Source organism: Vibrio sp. (assembly GCF_984391705.1).
Genome location: NZ_CFHWOM010000012.1, coordinates 36342 through 52289 on the forward strand (window position 1 = coordinate 36342; position 15948 = coordinate 52289).

The window sequence follows — 15948 nt, forward strand, 5'->3', positions numbered from 1 at the left end:
TATGACGATAAAAATAAGCGCGCAGCAATTGTCCATGCGATATAAAGAGCGTGTACTTTTTCATATTCCTAACCTTACCATTGGCCCTAACGATGCAATCTATTTAAAAGGCGACAATGGCGTTGGGAAAACCACACTTCTTAAGATCTTATCTGGATTAATTAAGCCGACAACTGGTGACATCATCGCACCTAACGACAATTGGATTAACCGTATTTTTAGTCGTACAGGAAGAAGAGACGTCATCTATCTGCACCAATCCCCTTACCTGTTTGATGGAAGCGTGTACCAGAACGTTGCTTATGGCATCCGTTTTCAAAAAGATTCACCAAAAGATAAGCGAGCTCAAGTCATTACCGCTTTGCGAATGGTAGGCTTAGAAACATTAGCCGATGAACATATTTCCGTATTGTCCGGCGGAGAAAAGCAACGAGTTGCAATGGCAAGAGCCTGGATTTTAAAACCATCAATACTTTTGATGGACGAACCAAGCGCTTCGTTAGATCAAGAGTCGATAGACCGTTTAGTCATTATGGCGAAAGATCTTCTCGAACGCGGTTCCAGCATTGTCATTACGAGCCACCAGAAAAACGCATTAACCGAATTATGTCGTAAGCAGTGGTGGATAAAAGACACAACTTTGATAGAGTCTCCGCTGTTACAAGTTATCACTGATGCAAAACAAGAGAACAGCTATGCTTCTTCCAACGCAAACTAGTTGGGTTATTTTGGCTGGTGGGCAAGCCAGCCGTATGGGCGGTAAAGATAAAGGTCTGATAGAACTGAACCAAAAGCCGCTTATAAAACATGTTATTGAACGACTTTCTCCTCAAACACCAAATATATTAATCAACGCGAACCGTAACCACGACGCTTACGCGCAATTTGGCCAAGTGTTTAGCGATCAATTTGCTCACTTTCCTGGTCCAATGGGCGGCATACACGCTGGATTAGTAAACGCTGATACTGACTGGGTCGGGTTTGTTCCATGTGACAGTCCACAAATTAACACCGATTTGGTTCAGCGCTTCTGCCAATCGGTAACAGATGATACTGATATCCTCGTAGCTCATGACGGTGAATATAAACAGCCTGTATTTACTCTTTATCACAAGCGAGTACTTCCCAAGCTGACCGCGTTTCTAGAACGAGGCGATCGCAAAATAATCCTGCTCTATAAAGAGTGCAATACCGCATACGTAGACTTTAGCGACTCTCCGGATTGTTTCGTAAACTTAAACACTCCAGAAGAGCTGGCACAATTTGGAACTTTATCCGCATGATACATTCCCTTTCTATCCCTATTCTTGGATTTGCAGCCTACTCCGGTACAGGCAAAACCACTCTGTTAGAAGCTCTATTGCCTAAGTTGACTAAAGCTGGTCTGCGTATTGGTATGTTAAAGCATGCTCATCATAACTTTGATGTAGATAAAGAAGGCAAAGACAGTTACCGATTACGAAAAGCAGGTGCCTCTCAGATGCTTATTTCTTCTCGTAACCGCTATGCTTTGATGACTGAGACGCCTGATTCTGAATCTGAATTCGAGTATCTTCTTGGTCGTTTCGATGCCGATAAGCTCGACGTTATCCTAGTCGAAGGATGCAAGAACATCGCCTTCCCAAAAATAGAACTGCATAGGGAAGAAGTTGGAAAGCCTTGGCTATACCCAAACGACGACAACATTGTCGCAATTGCCGCTGATGAAGACGTATCGGATACCGCATTACCGCAAATGAACATCAACGATCTTGATGCCATCGCTCGGTTCGTCGTCGATTACGTTCACCAAGCGACGAAACCTAGTACAAGTTCTCCACAACAAGCATGCTGCGACACCCTATCTCCTGCATTTCTATCTGTTACTCAAGGACAAGAAAAAATTTTGTCCTTGGTAGATAGTGTTTCTACCATCGAAGCATGTGCTATCGAGAACAGCTATGGTCGAGTTTTGGCCGATGATATTTGCTCCCCAGTCAATGTCCCTCAATACACCAACTCAGCTATGGATGGTTACGCCGTTCGCAGTGATGACTTAGATAGAGATAGCTATAAGGTTGTTGCTGAGGTTCTCGCAGGACACGCCTGCGAACTACCTTTAGAAAAAGGCCAAGCTGTTAAGATCATGACTGGCGCACCGACTCCAATGTTAGGTGACACTGTGGTCATGCGCGAGCAAGCGATACAAGATGGTGACAATGTCACCTTTGGTGAAGCAACGATTAAAGCTGGTCAGAACGTTCGTCAAGCTGGTGAAGATTTGAAACTAGGCAGTGATGTATTCAATCAAGGTCAACGTATCTCCTCTCCTGAAATGGGGATGATGGCATCGCTCGGCTTTGGTGCATGCTCTGTATATCGTAAACTCAAAGTTGCTGTGTTTTCTACAGGCGACGAAGTTCAAGCACCAGGCAGTGAGCAAAAAGCCAATTCCATCTATGACTCAAATCGTTTCACCATAATGGGAATGCTTGAGAAGCTAGGTTGCGAAATCATCGACTTTGGAATTCTTGAAGACAATGAAAATCTGATGATTGAAGCACTAGAGAAAGCCTCTCAGGAAGCTGATGTCGTGATAACTTCTGGCGGTGTTTCTGTTGGAGACGCGGATTACATCAAATTAGCGCTGGATAAGTTAGGACAAATTGACTTCTGGCGTATAAACATGCGCCCAGGCCGACCTCTTGCCTTTGGCCAAATTAATCAAAAGCCTTTCTTTGGTTTACCTGGCAACCCAGTTGCAGTCATGGTGTCTTTTATTAATTTTGTTGAGCCTGCGCTAAGAAAAATGCAAGGCGAACAAAACTGGCAACCTCTTAAGGTAAACGCAATAGCAACTGAAAATCTTCGTTCTCGTCAGGGACGTACCGAATTTAGTCGTGGCGTGTATGAACTGGATACCAACGGACAACTTACGGTAAGAACCACAGGCAAACAAGGTTCTGGAATACTACGCTCCATGAGTGAAGCCAATTGTTTAATTGAGATTTCTCCCTCTGTCGACACAGTAAAAGCCGGTGAAAGCGTGACAATTATCCCGCTTCAAGGCAGAATCTAGCCCATAAACTTAAGGCCGCTTTGTCGGCCTTAAATTTTTTTACCACTATTTGAGAGATCTTTATGGCTCGTACCATCCTTTACACCTACAAAGGTGAAGACAAGACCCTTACCTTTTCCTACGAAAAGCACCGCAATATTCATGAAGCGGTCGCGGAAGCGGAAGGTATCGATATTTCTCAGTACCTGAAAATGGAACAACAAATTGAAGCGGTATCAGACACAAAAGCGGTGCGTAACTACCGTGATAACCACTTTAGAAAGTTGGGCTTTGAAAAGCTGACATTGCAACAAAAAGAAAATTTAGGTGTTGGTAAGAAAAACAAATAAGACCTATTTCTTCTCGAAAGCAGAGCCCGGTGGCTCTGCTTTACAACGATTTCTCCATTCGGTAATTAATCAATATTTCACCATCTTTTTCATTGTGTTGTTCTTTCACAGCAACAAAGCCAAAACGCTCATAAAAAGGCCTCGCAGTAATACTGACATTTGAATAAAGCAGTCTAATGCCCTGCTCATGTGCTAGAGCATGAATTTTCTCCATCATCTCTTTGCCCACACCTTGACCTTGATATTCATGATGACAAAAGAAATGATCAATAAGCCCATCAGGCTGTAGATCGGAATACCCCGTAATAACTCCCTCTCTGATACAAACAAACGGTGATATCGCGTTCATTTTTTCAGCCCATACCTGTGGAGATAAGTCATCTTTAGCCCATACTTCAACCTGCTCTTGGGTATAGTCGCGAATGTTTACTGTTCTTATCGTATTGAAATAAAGCAGCCAGAGATCATGCGCCTCTGATGGATCAAACTCTCGTATCATGCTGGTCTCCAAATGGTTATCTCAAAATGACTTATAGCTCTTTACTCATATAGACAAGCTCCCAGTTTTTTCCTTCAAACTGACGCGTACCTAGCTCCCGACTATCTTCATTGAAACCAAGTAGTTGATTGCATGTGAGCGCTGAATGGTTATTGGCAAACACACATAAATTGAGTTGTGTATAACCACGATCTTTCCCAATAGTAAACAATGCCTGCATCATTGACTGGGCAACCCCTTTACCACGATGGCTTTTCGCCACAAAGACTCGACAAACCCGCGCGCAAAAGAAGCTTTGTTCGAACAGCTCAACGTATCCAACGGCTTCTTCCGCATCTTTAAACAAATACGCGCTTACTTGAGATTGAGCTAAATGCGTTGAAAGCTGTTTACTCGTGAGTGGGTAATCAAATGCCGGCCCACCCCACAAGTAATTGAGCTCGGCGGAATCAATCCACTGAATTAATTGAGGGAAGTCTTGAGTCAAAAACGGTTTTAACACCATTGCGGTTTCCTTACTGCAATAAAAAAGAGCTTGCCTAGGCAAGCTCTCAAATTTTTCCAATCAAATCAAGACTATTTGATATTTAGGAATGCGGCACCACGGACGCCACCTGAATCACCATGTTTGGCTTTAACGATCTTAGGACATTTCGCAACAGATAGAAGGTACTTAGGAATGCGTTTAGGCATCTCTTCGTAGATAAGGTCAAAGTTAGATAAGCCACCACCTAATGCAACAACATGAGGGTCATTGCCTGTGAAGATGTTAGCAAAACAAATCGCGAGTAGCTCCATAAAACGTTCGACATGCTCAACGGCTTTCGTTTCTCCTTCCGCATGCGCTTTAATGATCTCAACCGCTTTTTTCTTCTCACCGAAGTAGTGTTCGTAAATCAACTCGAAACCACGGCCAGAAAGGTAGCTATCTAAACATCCTTTTTTGCCACAACCACAACCTAGCAGAGGCGCATTCTCTCCCAAGTGAAACCATGCATCGATAGGAAGACGCATATGGCCAAGCTCACCGGCAACGTTATTGCGGCCAGAGAATACTTTGCCTTCATAGATCAAGCCGCCACCAAAGCCAGTACCAAGAATAAGCCCCATCACTGATGGCGCATCTTGCAGCTCTTCGTCCCATGCTTCAGAAAGCGCGAAACAGTTTGCATCATTTTCAATTTTAACGGTACGGCCAATTTTAGCTTCCAGATCTGCACGTAACGTTTTACCTTTCGCAGCAGGAACATTTACTGTTAGTACGGTCGCATCATCCGCGTCTTCCATACCAGGCAAACCCAAACCGATTTTACCTTCACAGCTAAACTCTTGGTCATACTTTGCCACTAGCCCTGCGATCGTCTCGATCAATAGAGCATAATCATCCGTCGGCGTTGGTACACGCTCTGTTGCTACTCGTTCAAGTTTGTCATTAAACGCACCAAACTCAATCTTAGTGCCACCAACGTCAAAGCCGTAATACATTGGCTCTCTCCCATTAATACCAATTCATAAAATCAAAAACTGATTCATTATCCATATAGCTACGCCTACAATCCGTGACCTATAACTGATTTAATTGCCGCCTCGTATTAAATGCGCAGACTATCGCCAACAATCCCTCAACTTTTAGACAGATTTCTCGTTTTCGACTTCAGAGATGAAATGTTTCAGCGCCGGACGCTGTTTGTCTACCTTTAAACGCGTCTTGCTCATTAGATAGCTCTCTTTGAATGCATCAAACCATATTGATAAGGTTTGACCTGCTTTACGTTCGTCAACCTCATTGAGCACAAGTGCAGCGACTTCTGCGGTTGCGAGGTGCTGTTCATTGTCAGAACGACGCATCATGTATTGAGATACAGCATCAGGCTGAATAGAAAGGACTGGCAGTCGATTAAGACAAGGCGATTTACGAAAGATACGTCTAGCCTCCCGCCAACTACCATCGAGGAAGATCAATAGTGGCCTTTTGCCAGCGCAAAATTCGCGTGTATTGGTTGTGATCAGCCGCGACTTATCCTCTACATACTCATCTGGAAAAACGACAATAGGTTGATAGGCCTCGTTGTCCAATAGTGCGAGCATATCAGGTTCTGGTTCGGTTCGGCTCCATTGGTATGCGTAGCCCTCTTTAATCGTATCTAATATCAATCGGCCTGTATTGCTAGGTTTAAACACTTCATTATCAGAAAGTAGCAGCATCACAGCGACACTTGAGTCAATATCTGGTTGGTATTGGCAGATGCAATATTGCCGCGAAACTTGGCAATACTGGCAGCGCTGAACCTTGCAGCCACGCGCATTAAACGGTTTGGTCGATTGAGCCAATCGGCGTTGGTAGAGATGATGAAAAGCGTGGACTCTCATAGAATTTCAGTGATAATGACAAAGGGTGCAAAGTGTACCCTGCAAACTGAGAGTTGCAAGCTAAAGTACGGAAAGCCTCCTATGCAAAACCCTGAATTGATTCGCTTAAGCATTTTTCTATCAGTACTTGGCGCATGCGCTCTGTGGGAATGGCTGACCCCAAGAAAAAAGCTGACTCAAAATAAGCTCTATCGATGGGCAAATAACCTTGGACTCATAGCGTTTAACTCCCTTTGCCTAAGTTTATTCATGCCACTACTCGCCGTTGAAGCCGCTATTAGAGCTAGCAACTTACAGTTTGGCGTATTTCACTGGCTTGATCTTCCTTGGCCTATAGCACTCGTTGCAAGCGTGATTTTGTTAGACTTAGCCATCTATCTTCAACATCTCGTTTTTCATCATGTTCCTTGGCTCTGGCGTTTACACAGAATGCATCATGCCGATCAAGATATCGACGTTACGACAGGAACGCGTTTTCACCCCATTGAAATCATCTTGTCTATGTGGATTAAAATCGGTTTCATTTTTCTCCTCGGAGTTTCTCCTATTGCGATTGTCGTGTTCGAAATCATCCTAAATGCCAGTGCGATGTTTAATCACAGCAATGCCAAACTGCCGCTAAACGCGGACCGAAGAATGAGAAAGCTGATCGTCACACCAGATATGCATCGAGTTCATCATTCTGTGATTGTTAAAGAAACGCACTCAAATTTTGGTTTCTTCTTATCGATTTGGGATCATTGGTTTGGCACTTATCGAGCTCAGCCAGCACTAGGACATGAAGACGTAAAAATCGGTATTCCAATGTTCCAATCCCAAAAGGAACAAAGGCTAGATAAGATGCTTACCCAGCCTTTCAGAAGCAAATAAACGCTATTAAATCAGTAGATACTTATGTAATTGCGTTTGTTGATGGCCGGCAATGTTTGAAACCTGCTGAGCGCTCTCTACCATAGACTCAAGTTGCATTTTGGTTTTCACACCTTGATCGGATACTTTTGCCACTGCATCACTCACTTCTGCCGTTGCTCTTTGCTGCTCTTGCGTCGCAATTGATACCTTTTCCACGCGCTCTCGGATCTGATTAACCGCGGAATCAATATCATTAAACGCAGCTTTCACTAAATCGCTAGACTCCAGTGCATGGGCCATTTCAATCCGCGAGTTATTAACGGCGGTGCGAGAATGATCCGCAGCCGCTACAAGTTCGTTCATCCGATCGCGAATATTCGATGTTTGTTGAGAGGTATCACTTGCAAGTTTTCTTACCTCATCGGCAACTACGGCAAAGCCTCTTCCCTGCTCTCCCGCTCTTGCCGCCTCAATCGCTGCGTTGAGAGCAAGTAAATTGGTGCTTTCAGCAATGCCTGCAATCATATCAACCATTTCCCGAATTTGTTTCACCTTATTATCAAGTTCCTCCATCGAGGTATCATTGAGGTTTAGCGACTCTTCCAAAGACTGCAAGCGCTGCTGGTTTTGCTCAATGGCTTTTACGCCATGACTTGAATGCTTAGCCGCCAATTTGGATTCAGAATAAGATTCGTTGGTCACCGTCGAAATCTCATTAATGGACTGCTCTAGTTCAACCAGCGTTTCAACCATCATCGCTAAAGACTGATTTTGAATCATAAGACTTTGATTCGAAGACTCAGCCGCCCCATGACTAATTTCAGCGGTTTGATACAAGGTTTCACAATTTCGCGTAACGCCGGTAATAGACTCGTTGGTTGATTCGACCACCTTATTCAATTGTCGCGCGACCTCCTTCATCTCGAATGGACCTTTAAGTACTGCCTGACTCGTTAGGTCATACTCCGTAAGGCGCTCTAGGTTTAAAAGTACATTTTTGAGGCCTCGGTTTACCCATACTCGGAGTATTAACCAAGAGCAGACAATTAACGCTACTAATACACCACCACTGACTAACGCAACCAACCCAATGCTACTGATTGTGTTTGAAACTTCTTGTTGGCTTGTAAGAACAATGCCTTCAGCGCTTGCCGAGATTGAATTGAGCATCTCTACTGTGCTGTTGGCCGACGTAACCACTTCATTGTTCAGTTGCCTCTGTACCTGAATAAGCTCTAGTTTTGTTAAGATCTGCTGCAATACGCCCTGTGGTTTGAAACCCGCGTTTACCATTTCGTACGGGGCGATAAGGCTCGCAAATTCTTTTACATCTGGATGCCATGCTTCGAAGTCGTCAAACGCCAGTTGTATACCAGCAATACGATTACGCATCTCCTTAAACTCGGTTTGTGCTTTATTGAGGTCGGTCTGCATCATAAGAACGAGAAATGTACTCTCCATTGAACTCGCACTTGCGATAAAGCGGTTTGCTGCGTCCGCAGATTCAGGGTTGTCATTGGTCAAGAAGGAGCTAATCCGATTCATTTCTGGTCCTATGGAGCTTAAACCATAACGAAAACCTGCAACTTCACTGTCTATTTTTTCCTGCATTAACAAGAGCTGTTTTTGAGTTTCGAGTATGTTGTCTGTGTTATGGCTGAGCGCATCAATATTCGCCCTTAAAGCGTCAAGTTCTTGAGAAGAGACCGCTTGCGAAAACGTTGAAGAATTCTCCACGACCGTTTGAACCAATTGTTTGCTTACTTGGACAAGGTAATCGGTTTGTTGCTCGATTTGCTCAAGTTCCGCTAATGACTCAACTTGCCGACTGTAACTTAACTGCTTTACATGCTCTAGAATGGTTTGAGTGAGCTTTGCATTCGTCATAGAAAGCGGAAGTGCATTGTCAGAAAGTGCGTCAAATTGAGCGCTGATTCGCTCTATACCTTTGACAGTGGTGACAGAAAGCGTAACGACAAGTAAAGTGATGGTAATAAAGATTGCGCTAAGTGACTGAATAAGTGATAGCGATCGCTTGCCTTGTGACTGAGCCATGTGGAGCCTGACCTAAGTTAGTACGTAAGTTTATATCGCGGATACTATTTAGCGGCTGTTACAATAATATTTCACAAATAAGTCATTAATATTGCATGAAAATAAATTCGAGTTACTTAACAATTCTGTTAATTTTATCAATTAGTGGATGTTCAAGCCCTTCCCCATCAGGAGGCACCAATGAACTTGTTAGCAATGAACAAACAACGCCATATCACGCTGAATTAAAAGCATCTTTTCTCGACGTTTATAAAGTTTGGCAAGGGGTACCTTATCGATTGGGAGGCACTTCATTCAATGGCATCGACTGCTCAGCGTTTGTTCAAGTGGCGTTTAATGATGCTATGAATTTTTCGTTACCGCGTACAACGAAACAGCAAGTCAAAGTAGGAAGTAAGCTCGATTATAGCCAAGCGCAAATTGGAGATTTGGCGTTTTTCAAAACATCGCCAAATGTCAGGCATGTGGGGATCTACGTTGGAAACAAGCAGTTTATGCATGCATCAACATCAAAGGGAGTGATCATCTCTCGATTAGACAATCCGTATTGGGCATCAAAATTCTGGCATTTCAGGCGAGTGATAAGCTCACCCGAAACAATTGAAAGTCGTTAGTCGTATTTTGCTACTGCAGAATCAAACAAGTTTTTCACTAATGCAATGTACTCATCTAAAAACTCAATCTGACCATTTGTCGCGGGCTTAGACCAAGCCCCAGCCAACACTTCACCGAGGTCTTCAACCACTGAGTCGGCCTCTTTTAGAAGTTGGAAGCGAACGCTTGAATGTAGTTCTGGGTTTTGTTCGAAAATTGCCATAATGTTACTCGCTACCATATCAGTAACAACATCTTCGACACTTTCACTACCTGTATCCCCATCATCAGACGCAAATACATCTAAGTTAAAAGCTAAGTGCTCGATTAAAGCCAAGTAACCATCGGTTTCAACAACCACAGCACATCTCCATATATCATTGTGACAACACAGTACCTATTAATACTACGCCATATCGTTGAGTTTACACAACTCATCTAGGATCGGTTGCCGATAAAAACCGCAACAAGAAAATAATTGTGTGCACTAGCGCTAACTGTTTGCTGATTTCGCCAATATATTGAACCGCCGTCAAAATTTCGTTCCATTAAATTTAATGTGTTTAATCATCAAACTCGTCACATATAATAGCGATTCAGGTCACACTTTATTCATTAGTGTGTGAAAAAGTGCTAAATGATTGAATTTTTTGCACTCCTCACCAGTTTCCTAATTAAGCATCTTCTACAATAACTGTATAACTCATCCGTCGGAGAACATGTATGTGGCAAGCCATTTCTCAGCAGCTTTCTGAAACTCTTATGTTTTCATTTAACATAGAAGAAAAGAACCGTGTTCATGGGGGAGATATTAGTGAATGTTACATGATATCTGACGGAGAGCAGCGCTACTTTGTAAAAGTTAATTCTCGTGAGTTCCTAACAAAGTTTGAAATAGAGGCTGAGAATATTCGCATAATGCGTGAAAGCAGTACCGTTTTTGTACCAGAAGTTATTCTAACTGGTAAATCAAAACACAACTCTTTTATCGTCTTAAACTATCTACCGACTAAACAATTAGATGATAGTAAGAACAGTTATTTATTTGGCCAGCAGCTTGCCAAACTGCACCAATGGGGAGAGCAGAAAGAGTACGGCTTCGATCAGGACAATTATATCGGCTCTACTTTACAGCCGAACAAATGGGACAGAAAATGGGCGCGTTTTTTCTCTGAGCAACGAATTGGTTGGCAACTACAATTAGTTAGAGAAAAGGGCGTTAACCTAGTCGATATTAATGAGTTCATTGGCGTCATTCATGACCGCCTTGCATCACACCAACCTACCCCATCTCTTCTTCATGGCGACCTTTGGCACGGAAACGTGGCCAACTCCGTATTTGGTCCGATATGCTACGACCCCGCTTGCTACTGGGGTGATCACGAATGTGATATTGCGATGAGTGAGTTGTTCGAAGGATTTCAGCCAGAATTCTACCAAGGCTATGAGAGCATCTTACCCCTCGACTATAAATATGCTGAGCGAAAAGATATTTATAACCTCTATCATTTACTGAATCATTACAATCAGTTTGGTGGTCACTACTTAGAGCAGTCGCAAAAACTAATAAAGCAGATTCTTTCTTACTAATTGTTCGGTCAAACCTGTTACTTAACAAATAGTTACAAGTATTAATGGGCAGCTTTGTCAATCAATATGATTAGAAGTGTAGATACAGGTAGACCGTCGGTTAGAAATTTATTAGCTAACTCAAAGTTTGTACTTAATTCACAACTAATACTAACTTCTCGTCTTAAGATTAAATTGTCTACAAGGACGTTACACCCTGAATAGTCAGTTATCTCATCAAGAAGTAAGGAAGAGAGTTATGCGAAACTACACAGAGAAAGTTGTATCTTGCCCCCATTGCGGACATTCCATCTCAATCACATTAGACGCTTCAAACGGCAATCAAAATTTTTATGATGACTGTCCAGCTTGCTGTCACGCAATCCATCTCAATATGATGGTGAACGAGCAAATGGACTCCATTGAACTTTTCATTGACGCCGATGATGAACAGATATTCTAAAGCCTAAGACCGCTGATATGGATATTAGCGAGATTGTATTCCGGTTGGCATCATACCAACCGGAGTCTAGCCTACATTATCCCAATTGCTTAGCAGCTAATACTCGTTCTACGGTATCGACAATCGCTTGGGTTTGAGGATCAAACTCGACATTAATCTTATCGCCAACACAACGCTTACCAAACAAAGTTCGCTCTAGGGTTTCTGGTATTAGGTGCACTGAAAAACGGTTATCCAGTACTTCTCCTATTGTTAGCGAGCAACCATCCAGCCCTATGTAGCCTTTAGCGAGGACATACTTCATCATGTCATTAGGTAACTCAAACCAAATTGTTCTGTTGTTCGGTGAATCGATGACTTCGACAATTTCTCCAACTAACGAAATGTGGCCTGACATACTATGACCACCAATTTCGTCACCAAATTTTGCAGCTCGTTCGATGTTGACTGAGTGACCGACTTCCAGCAGCCCTAAGTTAGTCAATTTAAGAGTCGCTTGCATTAAATCAAATGAAACGCACTCTCCGTCGATTTCGGTTACGGTCAAACAACAACCATTGTGAGCAACGGAAGCACCAATAGTTAAACCTCGATTCATTTCGCCAATCAATTTAACTTTGTGAGTTTGGAAGTCTTGTTTCTTTTCGATGGCAACGACTTCTGCCATTCCTTGTACAATTCCAGTAAACATAGTCAGATCCGTGAGTTTTTGTTGGAGGTTAGTGTGACATTTCTTTATCATTCGACACAATAGCGCAAGCTTAAATTATCTCTTCTCTTTCTTTCATTAAAGCCGAAAACATTCGCTAAGAGAGAGCTTTCCATTTTGGAGTATCACGCACGTGCATCGTTATAAATCTGAAGCCAACACTTTAATCAAATTGGCTACCCCAGTATTAATCGCCTCAGTGGCACAAACAGGCATGGGGTTTGTTGACACCGTTATGGCCGGTGGCGTTAGCGCAACCGATATGGCCGCGGTTTCTATAGCAGCGAGTATCTGGCTTCCATCAATACTTTTTGGGGTAGGATTGTTAATGGCATTGGTTCCTGTTGTCGCGCAATTGAACGGCTCAGGACGACAAGTAAAAATCCCTTTTGAAATTCAACAAGGCATTGCAATGGCTTTGCTGATTTCTATTCCTATCATCGGTGTACTTTTCCAAACTCAATCCATTCTTGGCCTCATGGATGTAGAGCCTCTTATGGCGGAAAAAACCAACGGATATATGGACGCGGTAATTTTTGCCGTACCCGCTTTCTTGTTGTTTCAAACCTTAAGAAGCTTTACCGATGGTATGTCGCTCACTAAACCTGCCATGTTTATTGGGTTCATTGGTTTAATGCTTAACATCCCACTCAACTGGATTTTTGTGTACGGTAAGTTTGGAGCTCCAGCTCTTGGCGGTGTTGGTTGTGGCGTCGCAACAGCAATCGTTTACTGGATCATGTTTTTCATGCTCCTTCTGTATGTAGTGACCTCAAATCGTGTTGCACACATTAACATATTCGGCGAGTTTCACCGTCCGCAGCTGAAACCTTTAATTCGATTGTTCAAGCTTGGCTTTCCAGTAGCCGCTGCGATGTTTTTTGAAGTCACATTGTTCGCTGTCGTCGCACTATTAGTCGCACCTCTTGGTCCATTAGTTGTTGCCGCTCACCAAGTCGCGATTAACTTCTCATCGCTGGTGTTTATGTTGCCAATGAGTATCGGTGCAGCCACAAGTATTCGTGTTGGCCATCGCTTAGGTGAAAGTAACGTAGAAGGTGCAACCATTGCTTCGCGAGTTGGTCTCATCGTCGCGGTTACCCTAGCCCTATTCACTGCACTTCTCACGGTGCTATTTCGCGAACAAGTGGCACTACTATATACCGACAACCGCGCCGTTATCGAAATTGCGTTACAACTGCTGTTACTCGCTGCGGTTTATCAAGTCGCTGACGCTGTACAAGTGGTAGCGGCTGGTGCATTGCGCGGCTACAAAGATATGGCTGCGATATTTAATCGTACCTTTATTGCGTATTGGATTCTTGGTTTGCCTATTGGGTATGTGCTAGGCATGACTGATTGGATAGTTGAGCCGATGGGTGCTCACGGCTTCTGGTATGGCTTTATTATCGGTCTGTCGTCAGCGGCAATTATGCTCGGGTTGCGTCTCCATTGGATGCACAAGCAATCAGACGACATTCAGCTCGAACTTGCCGCGAAATAATCTACCTTTGAGGTCAGCATTACGCTGGCCTTTTTTCTAGATAGTCACGTATCATCATTTAGAATTCTTCTAAAAGATATCCTTTTATGCAACGATATTATCTGATGTTACCCGTGTTATGGATAGCGGGATGTGATTGGAGTTCAAATCCGGTAGACGCTGGGTTTTCGACTTATTTGCAACGCATCGCCTACACACAGGAAGAGTCAGCGGCAAAACTGTCAGCCAACGAAAACATTGTGCTGCCAGATCAGCGTAAACTGATAACGAACATTCCATCTGTATCAATCGGACTGCTTGACAGCTATGAGCTGCGCAAATGTGACTTATTTCATTTGATTGCCGAGAAGAACTCGATTTTAGGAAAAGTTCAAGACCCGTTTCGTAATTATGATTATCAAACGGAATTAGTCATTGGCTTAAAAAAATGCATCGTTAACGACGCTATCTCTACCGAGTTAAAATCCCGATTGCGTGGACTACTCGAAGTTAAGCAAGCGCAGCTTCATCTGCACTTTAGCAACCTTGTATTTACTAGTGATGCAATGCGTGCACAATTCAGTGGTTATGAATGGATCGATACAGAACTGAAAGTTGTTCATTCACCTATTAAGCAGGCGCTTGATAATCTAAACACTAACTTCGCATTCTCTCGCCAACTCAACCCAACGACTCAACATACCGCTCTCACCCCTTTTCAAGAAACTCTTGAGAAACAGTCGACCATTGGCGCACTTAGCTATTCGATGCTTAATGCCAGTATCAAATTGGATCAGGTGACACACCAACTAATGAAGTTTGATTCTAAAGTGATATGCGGTCCACAACGCGATCTAACTCGCTTCCGAACTCTTAGAAATGTATTTAGTGTTTACTATATTGACCAACTTCAGCCGTACTTGGCGAATATCGACGGGCTATTCCTTCAGGTAGAACCATATCTGGAATTTACTCAAAGCAGCCACCTTGAATATAGTCACCCTATTCTTGAACTACACGAAAGGTTTCGAAAGTCCATTGCCAATCACGTCGGTTATTGGCAAAAGCTGTTCAAGCGCTGTAACGCGTCACCGACGCGCAACTGACCCGCGCTATTCGACCCTCTCCCGAACAAATCGAGCAAACTTAGGGACACCGTTTTGCGTATAACCGTTATAACGAAAGGTGATCACAGAACCTAGTTCTGGTGGTTCTCGACGTTGAAAGTCGGTAAACCCACTCCCAATATAGAATTGAATCCCAGACTCCACTCTAACCAGAATCGCGCCCATCATGCCATGGTACTTTCCTTTCCCAACCTTATAGCCTATGACTGTAGCTTCAGCGTCTTGGTATTTTTTAAGCTTCAGTAAATCGTTACTTCGTCCTGCCTGATAACGACTGGTGATCTTACGTAGCATCACCCCTTCCCCATTGATATTTTCAATACCGTCTAAGTAACCAAACAATTCCTTCTCATCTTTTATCGGAGTATGTTCAATATATTTGATGTGGTCTCGCTGACTTGCCCGAGTGAAGTAAACAACATTGTAATAGCGCTTTTGATAATCTCCGGCAGAGTTGGGCATATCAAACAACATAAAGTCAATTTGACGCCATGCTTTAGAGTTGGGTGTTTTATCCAGCACAGTTTGTTGGACTAAATGGAAGTTTCCTCTTCCGGCCCAGAGTTCCCCTTCCAGAGGATACGAAGGTAATGGCTCTAAAAACCAGTCGGGGGCATGTATTTCATTTCCCTTGCGAGTAACGAGTTTGCTTCCTGTCCAAATTGCCCGAATACCATCTAACTTCTCGCTTTTCCAATACTCTTCTACAACGATTTTTTCATGGTAGCTGTGTGCAAGTGGCACAGATATAGAAGGACGCACCTGTTCGGCTGTTTGCGCTTGGACTGAAAGTGCAATCACAATGGAAACGGCCAAAATAGAGAGTCGATACTGCATTCT

At 43.3% G+C, this 15948-nt stretch carries 18 protein-coding genes; 10 read left to right on the forward strand and 8 right to left on the reverse strand.

Annotated elements, in window-relative coordinates; all coding sequences use genetic code 11:
• Position 1: 1 nt before the first annotated feature.
• From AC4MRV_RS09820 to AC4MRV_RS09835, 4 genes are all read left to right on the forward strand, one after another.
• Positions 2-718 (forward strand): energy-coupling factor ABC transporter ATP-binding protein, encoded by a 717-nt coding sequence (locus AC4MRV_RS09820; RefSeq protein ID WP_491187170.1) that lies wholly within the window; start codon positions 2-4, stop codon positions 716-718.
• On the forward strand, positions 696-1283 hold the full coding sequence (gene mobA, locus AC4MRV_RS09825) for a molybdenum cofactor guanylyltransferase MobA (protein WP_491187171.1): 588 nt from the start codon (positions 696-698) through the stop codon (positions 1281-1283). Before AC4MRV_RS09820 ends, mobA begins: the two co-directional genes overlap by 23 nt.
• Complete coding sequence (locus tag AC4MRV_RS09830) at positions 1280-3058, forward strand: bifunctional molybdopterin-guanine dinucleotide biosynthesis adaptor protein MobB/molybdopterin molybdotransferase MoeA (protein WP_491187172.1); 1779 nt, start codon at positions 1280-1282, stop codon at positions 3056-3058. The genes mobA and AC4MRV_RS09830 overlap by 4 nt, the downstream gene beginning before the upstream one ends.
• A gap of 62 nt (positions 3059-3120) precedes the next feature.
• The gene (locus AC4MRV_RS09835; RefSeq protein WP_039479445.1) at positions 3121-3387 is read left to right on the forward strand and encodes a DUF2960 domain-containing protein; all 267 of its coding nucleotides are present in this window, start codon (positions 3121-3123) and stop codon (positions 3385-3387) included.
• A gap of 40 nt (positions 3388-3427) precedes the next feature.
• Here the strand turns inward: AC4MRV_RS09835 and AC4MRV_RS09840 are convergent, their stop codons facing one another.
• The 4 genes from AC4MRV_RS09840 to AC4MRV_RS09855 all read right to left on the reverse strand — a co-directional run bounded on the left by AC4MRV_RS09840 (position 3428) and on the right by AC4MRV_RS09855 (position 6256).
• Positions 3428-3886 (reverse strand): GNAT family N-acetyltransferase, encoded by a 459-nt coding sequence (locus AC4MRV_RS09840; protein ID WP_491187173.1) that lies wholly within the window; start codon positions 3884-3886, stop codon positions 3428-3430.
• Positions 3887-3917: 31 nt separating this feature from the next.
• Positions 3918-4391, reverse strand: coding sequence for a GNAT family N-acetyltransferase (locus AC4MRV_RS09845; RefSeq protein WP_491187174.1), 474 nt, complete (start codon positions 4389-4391; stop codon positions 3918-3920).
• Positions 4392-4462: 71 nt separating this feature from the next.
• Positions 4463-5371: an N-acetylglucosamine kinase gene (gene nagK / locus AC4MRV_RS09850; RefSeq protein ID WP_491187175.1), complete on the reverse strand. Its 909-nt coding sequence runs from the start codon at positions 5369-5371 to the stop codon at positions 4463-4465.
• A 144-nt stretch (positions 5372-5515) separates the two neighbouring features.
• The gene (locus tag AC4MRV_RS09855; RefSeq protein WP_491187176.1) at positions 5516-6256 is read right to left on the reverse strand and encodes a tRNA-uridine aminocarboxypropyltransferase; all 741 of its coding nucleotides are present in this window, start codon (positions 6254-6256) and stop codon (positions 5516-5518) included.
• An 81-nt stretch (positions 6257-6337) separates the two neighbouring features.
• Here AC4MRV_RS09855 and AC4MRV_RS09860 point away from each other — a divergent pair, with 81 nt between their 5' ends.
• Positions 6338-7126, forward strand: coding sequence for a sterol desaturase family protein (locus AC4MRV_RS09860; RefSeq protein WP_491187177.1), 789 nt, complete (start codon positions 6338-6340; stop codon positions 7124-7126).
• Positions 7127-7132: 6 nt separating this feature from the next.
• On the opposite strand, the gene AC4MRV_RS09865 is transcribed toward AC4MRV_RS09860, so the two are convergent.
• Positions 7133-9163 (reverse strand): methyl-accepting chemotaxis protein, encoded by a 2031-nt coding sequence (locus tag AC4MRV_RS09865; protein WP_491187178.1) that lies wholly within the window; start codon positions 9161-9163, stop codon positions 7133-7135.
• 95 nt (positions 9164-9258) lie between these two features.
• On the opposite strand from AC4MRV_RS09865, the gene AC4MRV_RS09870 reads away from it, so the two are divergent.
• Positions 9259-9777: a C40 family peptidase gene (locus AC4MRV_RS09870; RefSeq protein ID WP_491187179.1), complete on the forward strand. Its 519-nt coding sequence runs from the start codon at positions 9259-9261 to the stop codon at positions 9775-9777.
• Here the strand turns inward: AC4MRV_RS09870 and AC4MRV_RS09875 are convergent.
• On the reverse strand, positions 9774-10118 hold the full coding sequence (locus AC4MRV_RS09875) for a DUF3802 family protein (protein WP_491187180.1): 345 nt from the start codon (positions 10116-10118) through the stop codon (positions 9774-9776). The genes AC4MRV_RS09870 and AC4MRV_RS09875 overlap by 4 nt on opposite strands.
• A 362-nt stretch (positions 10119-10480) precedes the next feature.
• Here AC4MRV_RS09875 and AC4MRV_RS09880 point away from each other — a divergent pair, with 362 nt between their 5' ends.
• Entirely contained in the window at positions 10481-11347 is an 867-nt protein-coding gene (locus tag AC4MRV_RS09880) for a fructosamine kinase family protein (protein ID WP_491187181.1), read from the forward strand.
• 238 nt (positions 11348-11585) lie between these two features.
• A complete protein-coding gene (locus AC4MRV_RS09885; protein ID WP_491187182.1) occupies positions 11586-11789 on the forward strand; it encodes a CPXCG motif-containing cysteine-rich protein in 204 nt (67 codons plus the stop codon).
• A gap of 76 nt (positions 11790-11865) precedes the next feature.
• Here the strand turns inward: AC4MRV_RS09885 and AC4MRV_RS09890 are convergent, their stop codons facing one another.
• Positions 11866-12480, reverse strand: a complete 615-nt coding sequence (locus tag AC4MRV_RS09890) for a riboflavin synthase subunit alpha (RefSeq protein WP_491187183.1) — start codon at positions 12478-12480, stop codon at positions 11866-11868.
• A gap of 151 nt (positions 12481-12631) precedes the next feature.
• Between AC4MRV_RS09890 and AC4MRV_RS09895 the strand changes: the two genes are divergently transcribed.
• A complete protein-coding gene (locus AC4MRV_RS09895) occupies positions 12632-14002 on the forward strand; it encodes an MATE family efflux transporter (protein WP_491187184.1) in 1371 nt (456 codons plus the stop codon).
• Between the two features lie 86 nt (positions 14003-14088).
• The gene (locus AC4MRV_RS09900) at positions 14089-15087 is read left to right on the forward strand and encodes a DUF3080 family protein (RefSeq protein WP_491187185.1); all 999 of its coding nucleotides are present in this window, start codon (positions 14089-14091) and stop codon (positions 15085-15087) included.
• Positions 15088-15093: 6 nt separating this feature from the next.
• Here AC4MRV_RS09900 and AC4MRV_RS09905 read toward each other — a convergent pair whose 3' ends face one another.
• Positions 15094-15945, reverse strand: coding sequence for a DNA ligase (locus AC4MRV_RS09905; RefSeq protein WP_491187186.1), 852 nt, complete (start codon positions 15943-15945; stop codon positions 15094-15096).
• Positions 15946-15948: the final 3 nt, after the last annotated feature.